The sequence below is a fragment of the Acetobacterium sp. KB-1 genome (assembly GCF_003260995.1).
GTDB lineage: Bacteria > Bacillota > Clostridia > Eubacteriales > Eubacteriaceae > Acetobacterium > Acetobacterium carbinolicum.
The window spans coordinates 967,770-988,892 of sequence record NZ_CP030040.1; the positions used below are offsets into that span (position 1 = coordinate 967,770).

Sequence of the window (21,123 nt, forward strand, 5' to 3'; positions counted from 1 at the left end):
TCCTTTCAAAATAATGCATTTCGCATATTAGCTACTACGCTTATTAGCGTATCACAATATCATTCTTATGTCAAGCTAAAAACAGTCGCAGCTGATTTATCAGTGCGACTGTAAATATTTCTCTTTTAATGGTCCATGCGGATAACTACTCAGTTGAAGATTTTAAATATATAAACGACTGAGGAGCATATTTAATTCCATAGTCCGAAAGCTTCCTGGGCTCATCATAAGCTTCTACATTTTTAAGCTTATATGCGACCGCTTTCTTTTTACCTTTATAATAGGCACGGAAAAAATTATAAGTTATTCCAGAGAACTCCTTGGTCTGTTTCCAAACTTCATTTTTATCATCTTCGATAATTTCATCAATCTCGGCTTCGGCTACTACCATTTTGTGTGGAGCCGTCGCATATATTATGATCTTATCAATCTCTGGTTTACATCGTACCTTTCTAAATTCAAAGTGCTTTTTTCCACTGAGAATGTTTTGAACATGCTCAGGATTAATTGATAATAACATTTGACACATCGATTTCGCCCTCCCTTAGTATAACGTCGAGTTGCTCAGGTGTTAACCGAGCGGTTGTTGGATACGAGTCTGGCCAAAGACCATTATTCTTTAACCACATCCAATTAACATTATTTCCGGCTCCAAAAAAGCCGTAATACAACATCTCTACTACAACTAGATTTCGTTCATTATTATATTTAACTCGAATTTCATTTTCATCAAAAACTGATTTATTATTAATTCGGTTTAGTAATTCTTCTAATTTAATATTAAAACGGTAATTTTCCTTCACGACTATTACATCAGAGACAATGGCATAAGAAGTAACACAAGATTTATATCCTTTTGGTCCAGAACCAGTATATTTTCGATAAATAAGAATGGGTTCACCTACACGGTAAGGTAATCGACTGGTTGGAGAACCAATATAAATTTTTGTTAATCCATTCGCCACAGCAAGGCCAACTTGCTCTTGAAGTGTATTCTTCAATTCAGAGTAAGGAAATAAAGTGTCATGATAAACATCTTCGACGATCAGATAGCCAGCATTTCGAAACTCCGGATCAATAAACGGAAATGACTTATACGGATCACTATAATCTACTTTATCTCTGCTTTTTACATATACACACTCATCATTCAGATTATGTCCTGCCAATTTAAAACCAAAACGTTCTAACTGGATGATTAACAAATCATGCTTTTCGAACACCGTTACATAAATTTCATCCACCATAGATTGTTGCCATTTCCAAAGAGCTAACCCAATAGCACCTTCGCCAAGACGTTGTCCGCGGAATCGCTCGGCTAGACGAAGTGTACTGATTTTGACTCTCGGCTTTGCAGGAAGAACTTCTTCAATCATTTCAATTGATTCATTTTCTTCCTTGAGGCAAACGAATGCGCCTAAACCTTCCTCGTCATCGAACACAAGTGCAGTTGAACCAGCATCAGATTTCTTTTGGAACCATTTTGCAAAACCAATATTAACCATATCCTCTGGATAGTCTTCCTTGAGGGTATCAAAAAATGGATCGCATAAATCTAATTCAGAGAACTTTTTAAACGTAAACTTACCCGCCATCATTTTTCCTTCCTATATTCTCTCGCAAAAAGTCAACCGTTCTATCTAAATCATCAACACCAGAGGAAACCAGCAAAGGAATCTCAAGCGTTTTAGCGATTTCAGATGCGAAGGTGATTTCTTCTTCTTGAAATTTTTCTAATTCATTTAGATTAAAACTTCTATCATCACGTTGCTTTCGTCTCTCTGCAATTATTTCTGGCTTTTCAGTAAGTAGGACGATTGCCTCTGGACGTAATAAATAGAAAGTTTCTTCAGGAATGCGTGTTACCCGACCCCGCCCATTCAGTAAGCAAAAGTGGCCATCAAGAAGATATTGTTTTCCTGATGAATTCAGGTCATTTATAGCCGTCAATAAGTATTGTTGATTATCATCAATGTCAGGAATCAATTTATCACTCGAGAAAGAAGACATTTTTTGTTTCGCGATCAGTCCGCTTGCTGAATGAGTTTCGATAAAAAGTACGGTTCTAACATGCTCACAAAAGAACGATTTTCCGACACCATGTATTCCCCCGATAAAAATCATTAGAATATCCTCCATTGATGTTACAATATCACTTTCATCAAAATAAATCAAGAGAAACCTTCACCTATTCCTGTGATCGCTTGTGTTATTCTTGCTATTTCATTTTTTATCTGCTATGCTTTTACCGTATGAAAATATTTATTAAACCGAATGAGGTGAGCGATATGGCTATCAGTTACAAAAAATTATGGAAACTTCTTATCGACAAAGACTTGAAAAAAAAAGATCTCCAGAAAATGGCAGGTATTAGTTCGGCCTCAATTACAAAGCTCGGTAAAAATGAAAATGTGAACACAGAGATTATTGAAAAAATATGTAAGGCACTTAATTGTGATATTGCTGACATCATGGAAATAGTCAATGATTAAAAGCTATAGGAAATGGAGATTAATTTATGGGGAGATATACACCACACCAAACCCGTTATTTTGCTGAACAGATTATGCTGAAACGTCCGCAATCGGGTATTGACGGACTTGCCTCTTCCATGTCAGGCGTAAAAGTTGACCTAAATCCTCATCAGGTTGATGCGGCATTGTTCGCTTTGAAATCGCCCCTTTCTAATGGATCTCTTTTGGCGGATGAGGTTGGCTTGGGAAAAACAATTGAAGCTGGTTTGGTCCTTGCACAATTTTGGTCGGAGCGCAAACGTCGCATTTTACTAATTGTTCCGGCATCACTACGCACACAATGGCGAGCCGAACTCGATGAAAAATTTTATATAAAATCTACTATACTTGAATCCACAAAATTTAATAAACTAAAGAAGTCAGGTGTACTTAACCCTTTCGAGATTAAGGATGAAGTCGTGATCTGCTCTTATAATTTTGCATCATTAAAAGAGAATGAAGTTTACGCAACTTCTTGGGATCTCGTTATTATTGATGAAGCACATCGCCTCCGAAATGTTTATAAATCGAGTAATATCATGGGTAAACGCCTAAAACGAGCCCTCTCTGGCAAACGAAAACTATTACTCACCGCTACTCCTCTTCAAAACAATCTGATGGAATTATACGGCTTAGTTAGTATTATTGATGAACATGTTTTTGGTGATGCTCGGACCTTTAGAGATATGTATGTATCTGTTTCTAATGAGGAGATTAGAAATCTCGCTTTAAGGACTCGCTTGAGACAGTTTTGCAAGCGTACTCTGCGCAATCAAGTAACGGAGTATGTCAATTACACAAATCGTATCGCTATTTTGCAGGAATATACCCCGACCGACGATGAGGAAAAGTTATACAATCTAGTTTCTTCCTATTTGCAGACCGAAAGGCTCTTTGCTCTTCCTCAAGGACAGCGAGCACTGATAACTCTAGTATTAAGAAAACTTCTTGCGTCATCTTCTTTCGCTATTTCCGGCACCTTGAACTCCTTGATAGATCGCCTGGAAGCTCTCCTAAAAGGTTTAGATACCCAACTTGAATTCAAGGATGATTATGATACCTTTGATGAGTTGGTCGAGGAACAAGAAGAATCCGACAATCTTCTACTCGCAGACCTCGAACAGGATCGTGCCTCTGTTTCTCAAGAGCTTGACAAACTGAGAGGATTTGCAGAACTAGCTAAAAGTATTACTAATAATTCAAAAGGTGATAATCTACTGATTGCACTACAAAAAGGTTTTGATGAAACCGAAAAACGTGGAGGTCAGCGCAAAGCTGTTATTTTTACAGAATCACGACGAACTCAAGAATACCTACTAAATCTTTTGTCAAACCATGGATATTCTGACGATATCGTATTCTTGAATGGTACAAATAATGATGCAATATCTAGACGCATTTATACAGAATGGAAAGATCGGCACAAACATGATGGTATCATTTCAGGCTCACGTCAAGCTGATATGAAAACGGCTGTTGTAGAAGAATTTCGTGATAGGGCAAGTATTTTGATTGGAACTGAAGCTGCCGCAGAGGGTATTAATCTTCAGTTTTGCAGTTTAATTGTTAATTATGACCTACCTTGGAACCCACAGCGTATCGAACAGCGTATTGGCCGATGTCATCGTTATGGGCAGAAAAACGATGTTGTCGTCATAAATTTTTTGAATAGAAATAATGCTGCCGATGTCCGGGTCTTTGAACTCCTTGACCAAAAATTTCGACTTTTTAGTGGCTTGTTTGGCTCTTCAGATGATGTTCTAGGTTCAATTGAATCAGGAATTGATTTTGAAAAACGCATTGCAAGAATATATCAGACCTGTAAATCTACAGATGAGATACAAGGAGAATTTGATCAACTCCAGAAAGAATTGTCCGAGCACATTAACGAAAAGATAATGGCGGCTCGGCAGTCCATTCTTGAAAATTTTGATGAAGAGGTCGCCGCTCGTCTCAAGGGTTGCCAAGAAGACACTCTTGCTGGGTTAGATAAATTCACCCGATGGCTATGCAACTTTTTTATTATGAAAGGTGCAGAGCGGGTTAAGCCACTGGATCAATGGCGTTTTTCCTATCGATTGAACGGATCAGAGGAAACCTATAATGTACAATGGAAAGATGCGGAACGGCAAGGTGACATATTTTTGAGACGTGAGGATCCAATGTGTCAACAATGGCTTTCAGAAGCCATTGCAACTACATTACCGCTTGTAACGATCCGTTTTGATCATACTAATTCACCTGATCATCATATTAGTTTTTTAGAGAAACACCCAAACTTATCTGGTGTTCTTTCTGTAGACAAGCTAATTTATAGTGGCTTTGACACTGAAGAACATTTAATTATATCTATTGTTACTGACGACGGTACGCTAATTGATGATGACATGATTAACCGCATCATGGAACTGCCATCCGAAATTACTGATGAACCAGTAAATGAGATTTTAGATTTAGATACTCTTCGAAAAGCTAATACTGAGATGCAAAAATTTGAAATTGAAAGGATTAACAAAGAATACTTTTTAGCGGAATGTGAAAAACTTGATGCCTTCAGTGAAGATCTTAAGGAAGGAATACAGAGAGAACTTAAGGATCTTAATAAAGAAATCAAAGAAAAAAAGCGAATTTTCAAAGCAAGTACTGATAAGACATTGGCTGAAATGTTAGAAATGAAAGAAGAAGTAACTCATCTAGAAGAAAAACGAAAGAAACTGCGTCGCGAGATTTATGATCGTGAAGATGAAATTGACACACAAAACGAACGACTGCAAGAAGAAATTCGAGCAAAATTGGAAGGCGCGGCTGCTTTAGAACATATTATGACTATCTCTTTTGAGATTGTGTAAAATACGGAGGTTATACGATGCAAAGACTTGAATTAACATGGATTGGAAAAGGCGAAGAACCAAAGGTAGAACCTCGTATTCTTCTTCACGATTCATCAAAAGATTACGGCGACTCTGATACTGATAATATTTTAATACACGGAGACAATCTGCTGGCTTTAAAAGCTTTAGAACAACAGTATTCGGGTCAAGTGAAATGTATCTACATCGACCCACCTTATAACACAGGTGAAGCATTTGATGAATATGATGATAACTTGGAGCATTCTATTTGGCTACATTTAATGTATAGTCGACTAAGCTTGCTGAAAAATTTACTGTCTGAGGACGGGGTTATTTTCGTACAGCTAAATGATGAAGAAATGAATTACTGTAAAGTCATAATGGATGAAATTTTTGGACGCAAAAATTTCATTAATTTAGTTGCCGTCAAAACCAAGAATTCTTCTGGTGCAAGTGGAGGCGGAGAAGATAGAAAGTTAAAGAAAAATATTGAATTTATTTTGTGCTATGGGAACCCAATGTTTAAGAAGTTTAATCCGGTGTATACAACAACAGAACTCTCGAAATATTTGGAAAACATGCGTGAAAATGGAGTAAGTTTCAAGTATACAATGGTATTTACTAATCTTGGTGAGCGCACTTACTATAAAACAATTATGGATGGCAGTGGAAATGACATTGTTATTTATGCTCATTCTGGATATGAGACGAAAAGTGTACGTCAGCTTGCTAAAGAAGATGATATTTCTGAAATTGAAGCATTTAACAAGTATTATGAGTATGTATGTACTACCGAAAACGCACAGACTTCTATTAGATCACGAGTCCAAGAAGCGACAGATACTGAGGATAATTTGTATTCTATTGATTATTATCCTGTATCTGGACGCAATAAAGGAAAACTGACTACCGTTCATTTTGTCGGAAGAAACAAACGTCTTGTAAGTTGGTTTAAAAATGTATGTGTGAAGGAACGCGGATATATTTTTAAAAAAGAAAAAGTTGGTTCTCTTTGGAATGATCTTAACTGGAATAATGTTAATCGAGAGGGTGGTGTCGTTTTCTCAGGGGGAAAGAAACCGGAAGTTTTGATCCAAAGAATTCTTGAATTAGCCACTGAACCGGGAGACATCGTGCTAGATAGTTTTTTAGGCTCAGGTACAACCGCTGCTGTGGCTTTAAAGATGAGACGTCGTTGGATTGGTATAGAAATGGGTAATCATGCGTATACCTTATGTCAACCAAGACTAAATAGTATTATAAACGGAACTGACGATACGGGGATCTCAAAAGATGCAGATTGGCAAGGTGGCAGTGGTTACAAGTTTTACGAACTTGCTCCTACATTGATTATCAAGGATGGTCACGGCAATCCCGTCTTCTCTGATAAGTACAATGTGGAAATGTTAGTCGCTGCGGTCGCAAAACTAAACGGCTTTATCTATTCGCCCGATGTTGAATGTTTCTGGAAACAGGGCATCTCACAGGGGAATAGCTATATTTATGTTACCACTCAATACCTTACAGCTAAAGAATTAGACGACATCGCCCGCGACATGCCAGAATTTGAAAAGTTACTCATATGCGCACCAGCATTCGATACTGGACTTAGTAAACGCTACGAAAACATCGATGTGCGCAAAATCCCGCAGTCTTTGCTTTCAAAATGCGAATACGGTGTGGAAAGCTATAACTTGAACATCGTAAATCCACCAGAGTTCAACGAGGAGGAATGTGATGATGTTGAATAGTAATGCGAAATATATTAATAACCGTCTTGCCTTGCGTCCTCCTCAGAAAGAGAGCTTAGAGCGATTTCAACAGATTTGCGAAATTCTTTCTCTTTCAAAGGAATCAGAATTAGATATCGAACTGAGAAAAATCAAAGAGATATTCCCTACTCTGACTTCATTTGAACGCGATTTTCCTTCAATTTGTTTTGCGCTTGCTACAGGTATAGGGAAAACTAGATTAATGGGCGCCTTCATTGCCTATCAATACTATGAAAAAGGCATAAAAAATTTTTTCGTTTTGGCACCTAATCTCACTATTTATAACAAGCTAAAGAAAGACTTGGGTGATCCGTCAAGCGGAAAATATGTTTTTGCTGGTTTAGACAAGTTTGTAACGCCTCCTCGTATCATAGACGGAGACAACTATGCCGAATTTAGACAAGGCAAATTTGGTGTAAACGAGGTTATTATTAACATTTTCAATATTTCAAAGTTAAATTCCGAAAGTAAAACGGCAAACGGCAAGCCTGCTCGTATTAAGCGTCTAACTGAAGTTCTAGGAGAGTCGTATTTTTCTTATTTGCAAAACTTACCCGATCTCTGTGTTCTGATGGATGAAAGTCATCATTACCACGCTGACCGTAGCTTTGATGTCATTAATGAGCTAAAACCAGTGTTAGGGATAGAACTCACAGCTACACCGCAAATACAAAAGGGCACACGGAAAATCGATTTCAAAAATGTAGTTTATGAATATTCCCTTGCTCATGCCTTAAACGACGGTCTTTACGTTAAAGTGCCAGTTGTATTCACCAGAAAGGACTTCCGTCCGGAAGAATATACTCCAGAGCAACTTGATCATGAAAAATTAAACGATGGCATTCGACTGCATGAAGAAACAAAAAACCGTCTGGATGTTTATTCTAGAAGTACGGGCAAAACACTCGTTAAACCTTTTGTACTAGTTGTTGCGAAAGACATGGATCACTCTCGCCAAATTCGTGAATACTTGACTTCACCCGATTTCTTTCGTGGTTATTATAAAGACAAAGTATTGGAAATTAACTCAGCTCAACGAGGTGCTGAAAAAAATGAAAACATTGAACTACTTTTATCCTTAGAGAATCCCGAAAATCATATCGAAATTGTAGTCCATGTTAATATGCTTAAAGAAGGTTGGGACGTAACTAATCTATATACTATCATTCCTCTTCGGGCTTCTGCATCCGAAACCCTTACTGAACAAACAATTGGACGAGGCCTCCGTTTACCTTATGGACAAAGAACGGATGTTGATGAGGTTGACCGGTTATCAATTGTAAGTCATGATCGTTATGAAGACATTGTGCGACTTGCCAATAATCCAGATTCTTTGGTGCGACGTGTTTTTTATATCGATCAGAATGAGTCGAAAAATGAAGAACAACGTGAAACTGTAGAACTTCCAAGTACTTATGATGAGATAACGCAATCCTCGAGCTTTACTGAACAGCTGATTTTTACCATTCGGGAAACAGCTAGTCAGAACTATACTACTAGCAAGACTCCTGAACAAACCGTTCAGGTAGCTCGATTTGTTGCACACCTTGCGTCCAAATCAGTTATTGAACTCGGAAAACAAGTTAAAACTTTTGATGCAACTAAGGACGAGGAAATAATGCATATGGTTCGCTCAAGTATCGTTGGTGAAACCATCCGCCAATTCCCGACATTCAAACTTAAACATGAGGATCTGGAAGTTGTAGTCGGTACTGCCATAGAAACCTGTGTACAAACACTTACTGACAAAGTAATTCCTATTCCACAAGGTGTAGTTCAACCTTTCACCGAGGTCAAACACGGATTCTATGACTTTACCTTGGATACTCGGAGTTTAGGATGGCACCCCTCCGATGATACACTTATCGGTACTGAGCTACAGGACGGTGGTGAGACTTTCGAATACGAGACAGATCTCGCATTATTCCCCAAGGCCGATACAGTTGAAAATGAGATCGTACGACATATCATCGTTCATGACAATATTGATTATAGTAGTTGCTCGGATCTCATTTATTCACTTATTGCTGATGCTAAACAGCACTTTTTGTCGTACTTAAATGCTGAAGAAACGGAAAAGGTTATGCGTAATCGGCAACGAAGCCTATCTGAAACCATATATACCCAGATGAATCAGCATTTTTATAAAGAAGAAACGAGCTATCAAGCTTCCGGTATGAGACCCTTTACAAGAATAGAATCTGGTTTCGGGGGTAAATTTAAATCCGATGATCTCTATGATTTGCGTGCGGATATGCCTGCCTCCGACGTTAAATCAAAGGTGTTTAAAGGTTTTAATAAGGCCTGCCATACATTATACAAATTTGATAGCAACACAGAGCGTGTTTTCGCCATTGTCCTCGAGAACGATACGGCTGTATTAAAATGGCTGCGTCCCAGCGCAAAGCAATTTAACATCTACTACGGGCCTAGCGGGGCGAATAAATATGAACCGGACTTCATCGTTGAAACAGCAGAGAGTATCTATATGGTGGAAACAAAAGCTTCAAACGAAATAAGTAGCAAGGTTGTAAAAGAAAAGACCATTGCCGCGATTGAATATTGTCGTGCAGTTTCGGAGTGGAATTCTAGGAACGGCGGTAAACAATGGATTTATGCTCTAGTATCACATGACCAGGTTCGTTTACAATCTAGTTTCATGTATCTGATGAAAAATCACGTAAGGCCTGAACAACTGATGCTGGAGTTGTAGTTAAGAAAAAATTCATTCAAAGCTTTATGAGGTTATATTAATTATGATTATGGAGAATTGATTTATGGCAAAAATCACAGATATTGAAAAGGGTGCGTTCCTAAGCTTATTTAATCGCGGTGGTTATGTACTTAATTTTTCTACGGATTCATTCGATGTGTTCACACAAAAAAGTGTTGGTCGTGCTTTATGCAACTACTATGGATTATCGAAAGGAAAATCTTTAACTACTTATGTTAATGAAGCCGGTGAAAGTGACGTAATTAAGCTATTTAAGGATCTGCTTAAATATTATGAAAACAACTATCAATCTGAGATAAATGATGAAGATTTTTATTGTAGTGGATCAAAGAAAGAATATCAAACACATTATAAAGAATGCTTAACGATCATGCATAGAATTGAAGACAACATAACTTCATTTAAAGATGCTGGAAATGTATTAAAAGAGAAATTTTCAAGTGATTACATTTCTATGCAAATCGACTGTATGCTAAAAATGCAATATGAAAATCCAACAGAAGCTATCGGAAAGTCAAAAGAATTTATTGAAAGCTGCTGTAAAACCATACTTGAAGGAGGCGAAAAAACTATTGAAAAAGATTGGAGTGTTAGTCAATTAGTTAAAGCAACTATGAAGTTCCTGGAGATCGCCACTGATAATGTCGATGACAACACGTCTGAAAGTAAAACAGTTAAAGCGATTTTAGGGAATCTTCATGGAATAGCTGGAAATATCGCTGAGCTAAGAAATGCATACGGAAGCGGCCATGGCAAAAGCGCTAGTTACATAGGATTAACTGTACGCCATGCAAAATTGGCTGTTGGGGGAAGTATTACTCTTGTTAACTACTTGTGGGATACTTATGAGTGGAGAAAAGAAAAGGGACGTATAAATTAGAGTTAAAGCTCCTATTGGAAGAAAAAATTGTTAGGAGTGGATTTCATAAATTTCCAAAATGCACACCCCTATTAAAAAATGCACCCTTTTGCACACCCCTACTCTGTAGAAAATATTTTCTACACATGGAATTTGAATATAGGTTTCGACTTTCAAATCTTTTATTTTCATCAAAATTTCATCAGCTCTGAAACCCCTTTGTAAAGCCATTTGAACCACAAAACAAAAGGCCACCTCATCACAAGGTGGCCTTTAATGGTATTAATTTCTACGTACTATTTTGGTGGAGGCGAGGGGAGTCGAACCCCTGTCCGAAAATCCATTCACAGGAGCTTCTCCGAGTGCAGTCATTGTTTATTTTCTCATTCCCCTCATTCTCCAATGACATAGAAAAAGAGGAACCAGCCTCTTGATCGTTAATGGTGCGAGACACTACCAAAAACGGTTCCCTGCTTCAATGAACGCCTTAAGCCAAAACCACAGGTTGAGATGGGAGGCGTGCAGCATTAATTATGCTGCGAAGTCTTAGTATTAAACTTTAGAGCGTATTACGCTGCTAAAGCTAACCCGTAACTTTTTTCTGTTTTTGCGTTTATATTTATGCGCCATTTTTAACGATGATTGGCAACATCGACTCGCTACTCAAGCTTCAAAACCCCCGTCGAAACCAGTACGCCCCCAAATAATTAACTAGCCATTATGCCGCATACTTTTTTGAATCCGTCGGTCAGAATCCCGCTCGGCAATGGCGTGTCGCTTATCATAAAGCTTCTTGCCTTTGGCCAAAGCCAGTTCCATTTTAACCCGACCATCTTTAAAGTAAAGCGTCAGTGGCACCAGAGTGTAGCCTTCCCGTTGCTTCAGCCCAACCAGTTTTCTAATCTGCTGTTTATGCATCAGGAGCTTACGAATGCGCAAAGGATCTTTATTATAAATATTCCCCTGCTCATAAGGATCAATATGCATCTGATAAACGAAAATCTCGCCATTATAGATATCGGCAAAACTTTCCTTCAGGCTGACTTTTCCGCCTCGGATGGATTTCACTTCCGTCCCGGCCAAAACCAGACCCACCTCATAGGTATCTTCAATGGCAAAATCATGACGTGCTTTTCTATTTTTGGCCACAATTTTAATATTTTCTCCCATGTGCAACTCCTCTGTTCTTAGCTAGTTTTTTATTATAGCATAGTTTTCTTAATTATTCAACAGGTTCAAAATCGATTTGTTTGGAACTCACGTCGGCCTTTGCCACTTTTATTCTGATTTCCTGGCCTAGTCTGAATATTTTTCCCCGATGCTCTCCAATATGCTGATGGAGTTCAGGGTCATAGTTGTAGAAATCATCTTTTAGATCCTGGAGCCGGACTAACCCTTCGATGGTATTTTCCAGTTCAACAAAAAAACCGAAGGAGGTAACGCCACTGATTCGACCGGTAAATTCTTCCTCCAGGTGCCGCGTCATATATTCGGTCATCTTGAGCTTGGTAATTTCCCGTTCAATGTTTTCGGAGCGACGCTCTGTTTCCGAGGCTTGTTTAGCAACAGATTCAATGTTCGCTTCCAGATAATCCAGGGACTTTTTGTTAATTTTACCGGCAATTGCCTTCGCTAAATAGCGATGGACAAACAAATCCGGGTAGCGCCTTATCGGTGAAGTAAAGTGAGTATAGAAGCTTGCTCCCAGGGCATAATGGCCCAGATTGTGTCCCTCATAAACAGCCTGTTGCATGGTTCGGAGCATCAGCAAGGTGATGACCCGCTCTTCATTTTTACCGGCAATATTGGTAACCAGTTGCTGGAAATCGTGGCCCGATGGGACCTGATCATCGTTTTTTCCCAGTTTAAACCCATATCGATTGATAAAGGTTCGAAAAGCTGCCAGTTTTTCCGGATGCGGCTCGGGATGGTTTCTAAAAATAAAAGGGGCATCCAGTTTGGATACATGTTCAGCAATGGTTTCATTACAGACCAGCATAAACTCTTCAATAATACGATGCGATATTAGTCGTTCATCAATGATGACCTCCTCCGGAAAACCGAGTTTATCCAATATAATCTTGGCTTCAGGAAAGTCAAAATTGATGGCGCCCCGATTTAGCCGGCGTTTCACACGCAGAATTTCGTGGAGTTCCTCCATTAAGACCAGATCCGATCGAAACGGTTTTAGATCAGCCGCCTTATCGATTCGATCTTCCAGTAAGGCATCGACTTTTTTATAAGTCATCCGGGCTTTGGAACAGATTACTGATTTAAAAATATCATAATCCACCACCTGACCGTTTTTGTCGATTTCCATTTCACAACTGAAGGTTAGCCGGTCCTTGTTTGGCACCAGACTACAGACGTCATTAGAAAGTTTAAAAGGCAACATCGGGACCACCCGATCGACCACATAGACGCTGGTACCACGATCCAATGCAGATTTATCAATCTCACTGCCCTGTCGGACATAATGGCTGACATCGGCAATATGAACGCTTAGTACAAAGTTACCATTTTTCTTTTTCCGGATCGATACCGCGTCATCATAGTCCTTGGCATCATCACCATCAATGGTAAAGATCTGCTCGTCCCGGAGATCTTTTCGCTTTTTTAGTTCTTCAGAGCCAATCCGGTCATTTATCTGATTCGTTTCCCGCTCCACATCCGTTGTAAAATCCATGGGGATATCATATCCTTTCAATACAGAAAGAATGTCAATACCCGGTTCATCTTCATTTCCCAAAATTTCCAGGATTTCTCCTTCCGGATTTTTTCCCACATCCGACCACGAGACAATCTGGGCAACCACCTTATCACCGTTAATCGCCTTCTTACCCCGGCGTTCGGGAATAAAAATGTCCTTACAAAGGCGATCATTATCCGGTACTACAAAACCGAAGCCCTTGCCCTTTTCATAACGTCCAATAATTTTTTTATGACCCCGGTCAATGATTTCCACCACTTCCCCTTCTGGTCTTTTATCCCCCGGTTTGGAGGTAAGTCGCACCCAGACCGTGTCCATATCCAGAGCACCATGGAGATACTTTTCAGGAATAAACACATCTTCAGAAAAAATAGTATAGTCAGGAATAACAAAACCAAAACCACGCTGATTGCCGCGAAGGACTCCTACAATTTTGGGGCAATCATCGGTTTTCTGATAGCACCCGTTACTATCTTTTTCAACTTTAGCTTTTATTTCAAGCTCTTTCAGGACATGAGACAGCATCTGTCGATCCTTCTTTTTTGAAAGACCGATAAAGTCCGACAATTGATCAAAGGTCATATTCCGATATTTTTTGTCATTCATTAAACGTCTAACAATCCGTTTTAATTCTTTGGTTTTCATATTTTCTCCGATCACCTTAAATTTTTTTTCGCAATTGATCAATCACAATCATGACTTCCATAGGGCTCATTTCGTCGATTTTCATTTCTCTGATTACCCCCAGGGCCGCTTCTTCTTCCGCAGTCATGCCCTTGGTCACATCAAAAAAGTTTAGTTGGGCACCTTTTCCACCCTCTAAAACAGTAGGTTCTTTCACCAGCAGCTCCTGCCGGTAGGTATCTTCCCCCGATTCCAGGTGACCCAGAATTTCCTGGGCCCGCCTGGTTACCCCCACCGGAAAACCGGCCAGCTTGGCCACCTCAATACCATAGCTCTGGTCGGCTGGTCCAGGGATTATTTTTCGTAAGAAGATCACCCCATCCGGGGTATCCTTGAGCCGGATGCTGAAATTTTTAATCCCGGGCTTTAGGGTCTCCAGTTCAGTGAGTTCATGATAATGAGTGGCAAACAGGGTTTTAGCCCCAATGCTGTCCTGGTTATGGAGATATTCCACCACCGCCCAAGCAATGCTGATGCCATCAAAGGTGGAGGTACCCCGGCCGATTTCATCCAGAATCACCAGACTGCGACTGGTGGCATTTTTTAAAATATTGGCCACCTCAGTCATTTCTACCATAAAGGTACTCTGACCGCTGGCCAGATCATCACTGGCGCCGACCCGAGTGAAAATCCGGTCGACCACCCCAATAGCGGCGGCATCCGCCGGGACAAAGGAGCCAATCTGGGCCATCAGGGTAATGATCGCCACCTGGCGGATAAAGGTGGACTTCCCGGCCATATTCGGCCCGGTGATGATCAGCATCCGCTGATCATCCTGATTGAGGGTGCAATCATTGCCGATAAAAAAATTGGTCCCAATCATATCCTCCACCACTGGATGTCGACCGTTTTGGATCAGCAGGGTGTTGTCTTCAGTAATTTCCGGGCAAACGTAGCGATTCTGCAAAGCCACGGTGGCTAGCGAATAAATAGCGTCCAACTCCGCTACTTCTCTAGCTTTCTGTTGAATTCTGGGGATCTCTGCAAGCAGACCGTCCCGGATTTCCGAAAACACTTGGGTTTCACAGCGGAGTAAGCCCTCCTGGGCACCGAGAATTTTGTTTTCCATCTCTTTTAGCTCCGGGGTAAAGTACCGCTCGGCATTAGCCAGGGTCTGTTTGCGAATATAGTCTTCCGGCACCTGATCAAAATTACTTTTGGTTACCTCAATAAAATACCCAAAAATCCGATTATATTTCACCTTCAGATTTTTAATTCCGGTGCGCTCCCGTTCCCGACATTCCAGATCGCGAATCCAGTCCTGACCCTTTTCAGCAGCTTCCCGAAATTCGTCAATTTCCTGATGATAACCAGTTTTGATCACATGACCATCCTTAAGAACCAGCGGGGCCTGGTCATCGATGGCTTTTTCAATGTGCTCCCAGACATCATTGAGCAAGTCATTCGTGTCAAACAGACTGCGCAATTGCTGTGAGCCCAACAGCTCCACAAAATCGCGAATCAGAGGCAGCGCCCCCAGTGATTGTTTAAGTGCCAATAGATCCCGTGGGTTGATGGTCCCAAAGGATAGCTTGCCGCAGAGCCGTTCCAGATCATAAACCTTGGTCATCATGCTTTTAAAGGCAGGCAAATGGGCTGCATTATTGTAAAAAGCCGACACGCCACCCTGTCGGGCAAGAATACTGTCGCGATTTAAAAGCGGCGCTTCGACCCAGCGCCGCAGGGTTCGCCCCCCCATGGCAGTGACGGTTTTATCCAGCACCCCTAACAGGCTACCTTTTTTTTCCAGAGTTCTAAGCGTCTGGGTCAGCTCCAAATTGCGCCGAGTGGATAAATCCAGCACCATATAATCCTTACTGTTGTAATAACGAATGGTTTTAATATGAGTCAGGGCCCGTTTCTGGGTTTCATCCAGATAGAGCAACAAGGCCCCGGCAGCGGCGATGGCATGATCCCGGCGTTCCAGATCCAGGGCACCGAGGGCAAAGACCTCAAACTGATCGATAATCCGTGTACTGCCGTTTTTGACCGAAAAGTATTTTTCCGGATAAAGACTGGCCAGAATCCCAAAACTGTTTTCGATCATCGCCAGTGCTTGGGAATCTTTAAACAAAGCCGGATTAAGAATCACCTCGGCCGGTAATAATCGACCGATTTCGTCGGACAGCTGAGACAGCCATTGCTCCCGGGTTTTAGCCTCGATCTGGGTAACATAAAAATCCCCGGTCGAGACATCCAGACTGGCCAGTCCCAGGGTATTGTTTTCCAGAAAGAGAGCCATCAGATAATTGTTTTTCTTTGATTCCAGTAATTTTCCTTCGGAAATGGTACCCGGAGAAATGACCCGAATAATTTCCCGACGGACGATCCCTTTGGCTTCCTTGGGGTCTTCCATCTGCTCGCAGATAGCTACCTTGTAGCCTTTTTCCACCAGCCGGGTAATATAATTCTGGGCGGCATGATGGGGTACCCCACACATCGGAGCCCGTTCTTCCAGCCCGCAATCCCGACCAGTAAGAGCTATTTCTAACTCCCGGGAAGCTGTTAGAGCATCGTCAAAAAACATTTCATAAAAGTCGCCCATACGAAAGAAAAGGAGGGCATCAGGAACCTCCTCATGAATTTGCAGGTATTGGGTCATCATCGGTGTGAGCTGCGCCATCGGTGTCCTCCTGTGTCGTTTTTTTGCCATCGAGACTAAAGGTTTTGGCAGCAGTGATCTTGACCATCACCTGCTTGCCGATATCTGCTGGATCACCGGGAAAATTGACCAGTTTGCCAGTCCGGGTTCGGCCGGTCATCCGCTCGGGGTTGTTGCGGCTAGGTTCTTCGACCAGCACTTCCACCACCTGATCAAGATAGGTCTGATTGATATCGTGACTGATCTGATGAAGCACTTCCAAACAGCGGTTGATTCGGTCATGTTTAACCGCATCGGCAATCTGGTTTCCCATCGTAGCCGCCGGAGTACCGGTGCGAATCGAATATAAAAAGGTAAAAGCCGAATCAAATTGACAAAGCTCAATGACTTTGAGGGTTTCCAAAAAGTCCGCTTCGGTTTCACCGGGAAAGCCGACAATCAGATCGGTCGTAATCGCTACGCCGGGGATTTTTTCCCGTACTGCCTTAACCCGATTTAGTATATCGGCCTGACTATATTTGCGGTTCATCGCCTTTAAGATTCGAGTGCTGCCGGATTGGATCGGCAGATGAATATAATTGCAGACCTTATCGCTGGCGGCAATGGCATCAATAACCGCATCAGTAAGATCTTTGGGATGAGAAGTCATAAAGCGAATTCGCTTGAGGTTTTCAATGGTATTGAGTTGCCTAAGCAGACTGGCGAAATTGACCGCTTCTCCAAGATCATTGCCATAAGAATTGACATTTTGTCCTAACAAGGTTACCTCAACACAACCGTCGGCCACCAGAGCTTTAACCTCATCAAAAATTTTATCGGGCTGGCGGCTTACTTCCCGGCCCCGGGTGTAAGGCACAATACAATAGGTGCAGAAATTGTTGCAGCCGTTCATGATCGTCACAAAACCCTTAAAGGGATATTTGCGGTCGACCGGCAGATCTTCCACAATGGTGTCTGAATCATCCCAGACTTCTACTAGCCGTTTACCGTTGACCATGTAGTTATTAAGCAACTCCGGAAACTGGTGAAGATTATGGGTACCGAAAACCAGATCTACCTGGGGATACTTGGTGACAATCTGATTGACGATTTCCGGCTGCTGCATCATACAGCCACAGACGGCCAGAATTAAATCCGGATTGATTTTTTTGACGGTTTTATAGGCGCCGATATTGCCAAATACCCGTTCATCGGCGTTTTCCCGAATCGAACAGGTATTAAGGATTACCAGGCCAGCTTTATTTACATCCATTTCTTCCACGTAGCCTAGAGCTTTTAACATCCCGGATATTTTTTCCGAGTCGTTTTCATTCATCTGGCATCCGAAGGTAAAAATACGAAAAGTACGGGAGGGGTTGTTTATGATTCGTTTTGCAGGTTTTTTTTTGCTCATGCTATTTTGTTTCTCCTAAGATCTGACTAAATTAATAATTATTACTGTTTAAATTTCCATGGCACTGTTTAGATATCTAATTCATCCTCATTGGGAACATAGTGATTATGATCAATGGTAACAACGGCGTGATAAGTCGGATTTATTTTGTAAATTTCATTGGAGATCATCAAGGTCAATTCTTCATCACTCCACTCAACATCAAAGGGTACCACTACGTCAAAAATAAGATTCGAGTGATCAAATCCCCAAACCACCCGAAAATCGTGGATGTGAATGTCTGGTAAAAGTGTTTCAATGGTCTGTTCCACCTGTTCTTTTAACGCATTAGTTCTTTCATCGGTGATCACTACCGGATCTAGATGAATAATCAGATTGATGTCCATATCCTTTAGAACGTCCCGCTCAATTTTATCAATCACACTGTGGCTAATCAGACAGTCCAATTCTGCCGGTACCTCGCAATGAACCGAGGCATAGGTTTTACTTTCGCCGTAGCTATGGATAATCAAATCATGCAGCCCAATGATATGCTCATAGCTAAGAATCTTTTTGTAGATCTGATCCACCAGTTCATTGGATGGGGCCGTTCCCAGTAGCGGGCTGATGGTTTCTTTAATCAGATTGATGCCGCTGATAATAATAAACACGGCCACCACCAACCCCATATAGCCATCCAAATCAAAGCCGGTTAAGTAAGTGACAATGGTCGCTACCAAGACGGCGGAGGTCGCCATAATATCATTGCGACTATCAATTGCAGTGGCCATCAGGGTCAGTGAATTAATGGTTTTCCCGATTTTTCGATAAAACAAACATTGCCAGACCTTGATTAAAATCGCCACGATCAAAACGACCACGCTAATGATATTAAATTGAGGGAGTTCCGGATGGATAATTTTATCAAACGAGCTCTGAATCAGCTGAAGCCCTAAAAAAAGAATAATAAACGAAACTACCAGACCGGAAATATACTCCATTCGCTGATGACCAAAAGGATGGTCGGCATCCGCCGGTTTGCCGGACAGTTTAAATCCCAGCAAGGTTACCAGTGAAGATCCGGAATCTGACAAATTGTTGACTGCATCAGCGGTGATCGAAATGCTGTTAAACAGCAGGCCCACGGCTATTTTAATGATGAACAGGAGTAGATTTGACCCAATACCCATGATGCTAGCCAATTTGCCGTAATTTTCCCGGACTCTGGAATTACTGGTATTTTCGAAGTTTTTTATCAGTTTTCGTATTACTATGTTTGTCACAAGCCATTACCTTTCTGGTTTAGTTTATTTCCATCCGGTCACCGGGACCATCAAAATTTACTTAATTATCTATTTAATCATTATAACCTAAAATCATCAAATCACAAACCAAAGCGAAAAAAATCCTGGTCTGACCAGGATTTTTTTTCATTTCGTCACTTATTTCAAAACATACTTTAAGGATTCAATGATGCTGTGAGCGGTCAGGGTACTTTGACCATAGTGTTCGGCATAATAATCCCCGGCCTTACCGTGATAAAACACCCCGGCCCGGGCAGCTTCAAACAGATCCACGTTTTGCCCGGCAATGCCGGCGATCATCCCAGCCAGTACATCGCCGCTACCGCCAGTGGCCATCCCCGGATTACCGGTAGAATTAAACCATATTTCGCCATTGGTTCCAAACACCATGGTCCGATAGCCTTTTAAAACCACCACGACATGGTATTCCATGGCGAATTTCTGACCATATCCAACGGGGTCTTTTAGTATCTCTTCCCGGGGCACATCGATGAGCTTGGAGAACTCGGCAAAATGGGGGGTAATAACCACCGGAGTTCGGGATTCTTTTAAAGTATCCACTATCACAGCCAGATGATGAAGACCATCGGCGTCAATCACCACTGGCAGACTGCCTTCTAGTAAATGCTCCAAAATAAAACTATAATTTTTTGCCCGGCCAATTCCCGGTCCGATTAAGATCACCTTTTTTCGGTCATTTTTAATATCTTCGGATGTAATATTACAGTCATAGGTTTTAACCAAAGCTTCTGCCGGTGCCCGAGCCACTACCGGAATATAGATATCATGAGGAACATAACAGGTAACCAGTCCGCCGCCGCTTTTTAAAGCGCCTTCCACCGAAAGAATACCAGCGCCACTCATACCCTTTGATCCGGCAATCACAACAACCGAGCCATAGTCATATTTATGGGTATTCTTTTTTCGCTTTTGGGGAAATTTCAGATCATTTTCCTGGGTATAGTATTTTTCATTGGGGATGCTGTTTTCATCAATTCCGATGTCAATCAGAACCGTTTCCCCAGCATAGTCAGGACCGTCATTTAACAGACATCCCGTTTTATAATTTTGAATGACAATGGTTTTGTCCGCAAAAATTGCGTTGCCAATCGTCAGGCCAATATCCCCTCGTAAACCCGACGGGATATCAATGGCTACAATTTTTTTCTCGAAACCATTAATCAGGTCAAATATTTTGTGATACTTCTCTGGCATTTCTTTTTCTGCCAAACCGGTTCCGAAAATCGCATCGACAACCAGGGTGGCACGTTTTAATATTAGACTGAGATCCTCTAAATCCGAATTATTTTGAATCAATCGGATTGGTATATTCTTATCGTCCAGCTGTTTCAGGCAGATCAGACTGTCTTCAGACAACTTTGCTTCGGTTTCTGTTAAAAAAAGATGCACCGCGAAGCCCTCTTCAATCAGTAACCGGCCAATAACCAAACCGTCACCACCGTTGTTACCTGGTCCGCAAAGAACAATAACTTGAGCATCAGCGTCAAGCTCTGTCTTGATAATTTCGGCACATCCGTGACCTGCTCGTTCCATTAACTCAACGCCAGGTGTACCAGCTGCAATAGTATGGCGATCCATAACGGCCATTTCTTTTGGTGTTACAACTTTCATTTCCTTCCTCTTTTCCCATGTGTGAAAATAATCGAATGATTAATTGTCATTATATCAAATAGAAACCTTTTGTAAACCGTAAGACGAAA

Annotated in this window: 14 protein-coding genes and 1 other RNA gene; 5 read left to right on the forward strand and 10 right to left on the reverse strand. The window is 41.2% G+C overall.

Annotation, left to right across the window (positions count from 1 at the left end; all coding sequences use genetic code 11):
* Nucleotides 1–145: 145 nt before the first annotated feature.
* Genes DOZ58_RS04520 through DOZ58_RS04530 form a run of 3 tightly spaced genes read right to left on the reverse strand, consistent with a single transcriptional unit; the run spans nt 146 to nt 2,124 of the window.
* Nucleotides 146–529: a hypothetical protein gene (locus DOZ58_RS04520; protein WP_111887215.1), complete on the reverse strand. Its 384-nt coding sequence runs from the start codon at nt 527–529 to the stop codon at nt 146–148.
* Complete coding sequence (locus tag DOZ58_RS04525; RefSeq protein WP_111887216.1) at nt 504–1,598, reverse strand: hypothetical protein; 1,095 nt, start codon at nt 1,596–1,598, stop codon at nt 504–506. The genes DOZ58_RS04520 and DOZ58_RS04525 overlap by 26 nt, the downstream gene beginning before the upstream one ends.
* On the reverse strand, nt 1,585–2,124 hold the full coding sequence (locus tag DOZ58_RS04530) for an ATP-binding protein (protein ID WP_162624419.1): 540 nt from the start codon (nt 2,122–2,124) through the stop codon (nt 1,585–1,587). The genes DOZ58_RS04525 and DOZ58_RS04530 overlap by 14 nt, the downstream gene beginning before the upstream one ends.
* A gap of 164 nt (nt 2,125–2,288) precedes the next feature.
* Here DOZ58_RS04530 and DOZ58_RS04535 point away from each other — a divergent pair, with 164 nt between their 5' ends.
* From DOZ58_RS04535 to DOZ58_RS04555, 5 genes are all read left to right on the forward strand, one after another.
* The gene (locus tag DOZ58_RS04535) at nt 2,289–2,492 is read left to right on the forward strand and encodes a helix-turn-helix transcriptional regulator (RefSeq protein WP_111887218.1); all 204 of its coding nucleotides are present in this window, start codon (nt 2,289–2,291) and stop codon (nt 2,490–2,492) included.
* 26 nt (nt 2,493–2,518) lie between these two features.
* Nucleotides 2,519–5,362 carry an SNF2-related protein gene (locus tag DOZ58_RS04540; RefSeq protein ID WP_111887219.1) on the forward strand — a complete coding sequence of 948 codons (2,844 nt, stop codon included), beginning with the start codon at nt 2,519–2,521 and terminating at the stop codon, nt 5,360–5,362.
* A gap of 17 nt (nt 5,363–5,379) precedes the next feature.
* The gene (locus DOZ58_RS04545) at nt 5,380–7,116 is read left to right on the forward strand and encodes a site-specific DNA-methyltransferase (RefSeq protein ID WP_111887220.1); all 1,737 of its coding nucleotides are present in this window, start codon (nt 5,380–5,382) and stop codon (nt 7,114–7,116) included.
* Nucleotides 7,103–9,850 carry a DEAD/DEAH box helicase gene (locus DOZ58_RS04550; protein ID WP_111887221.1) on the forward strand — a complete coding sequence of 916 codons (2,748 nt, stop codon included), beginning with the start codon at nt 7,103–7,105 and terminating at the stop codon, nt 9,848–9,850. The genes DOZ58_RS04545 and DOZ58_RS04550 overlap by 14 nt, the downstream gene beginning before the upstream one ends.
* Before the next feature lie 64 nt (nt 9,851–9,914).
* Nucleotides 9,915–10,751, forward strand: a complete 837-nt coding sequence (locus tag DOZ58_RS04555) for an abortive infection family protein (RefSeq protein WP_111887222.1) — start codon at nt 9,915–9,917, stop codon at nt 10,749–10,751.
* A gap of 281 nt (nt 10,752–11,032) precedes the next feature.
* Here the strand turns inward: DOZ58_RS04555 and ssrA are convergent.
* The 7 genes from ssrA to DOZ58_RS04590 form a co-directional block, all read right to left on the reverse strand.
* Nucleotides 11,033–11,431: a transfer-messenger RNA gene (gene ssrA / locus DOZ58_RS04560) on the reverse strand.
* 10 nt (nt 11,432–11,441) lie between these two features.
* The gene (gene smpB / locus DOZ58_RS04565; RefSeq protein WP_111887223.1) at nt 11,442–11,900 is read right to left on the reverse strand and encodes an SsrA-binding protein SmpB; all 459 of its coding nucleotides are present in this window, start codon (nt 11,898–11,900) and stop codon (nt 11,442–11,444) included.
* Between the two features lie 52 nt (nt 11,901–11,952).
* Complete coding sequence (gene rnr / locus DOZ58_RS04570; RefSeq protein ID WP_111889679.1) at nt 11,953–14,085, reverse strand: ribonuclease R; 2,133 nt, start codon at nt 14,083–14,085, stop codon at nt 11,953–11,955.
* Nucleotides 14,086–14,101: 16 nt separating this feature from the next.
* The gene (gene mutS, locus DOZ58_RS04575; protein WP_111887224.1) at nt 14,102–16,747 is read right to left on the reverse strand and encodes a DNA mismatch repair protein MutS; all 2,646 of its coding nucleotides are present in this window, start codon (nt 16,745–16,747) and stop codon (nt 14,102–14,104) included.
* On the reverse strand, nt 16,701–18,119 hold the full coding sequence (gene miaB / locus DOZ58_RS04580; RefSeq protein WP_111887226.1) for a tRNA (N6-isopentenyl adenosine(37)-C2)-methylthiotransferase MiaB: 1,419 nt from the start codon (nt 18,117–18,119) through the stop codon (nt 16,701–16,703). Before miaB ends, mutS begins: the two co-directional genes overlap by 47 nt.
* A gap of 68 nt (nt 18,120–18,187) precedes the next feature.
* The gene (locus DOZ58_RS04585; RefSeq protein WP_111887227.1) at nt 18,188–19,381 is read right to left on the reverse strand and encodes a cation diffusion facilitator family transporter; all 1,194 of its coding nucleotides are present in this window, start codon (nt 19,379–19,381) and stop codon (nt 18,188–18,190) included.
* Between the two features lie 159 nt (nt 19,382–19,540).
* Nucleotides 19,541–21,034 (reverse strand): NAD(P)H-hydrate dehydratase, encoded by a 1,494-nt coding sequence (locus tag DOZ58_RS04590; protein ID WP_111887228.1) that lies wholly within the window; start codon nt 21,032–21,034, stop codon nt 19,541–19,543.
* Nucleotides 21,035–21,123: the final 89 nt, after the last annotated feature.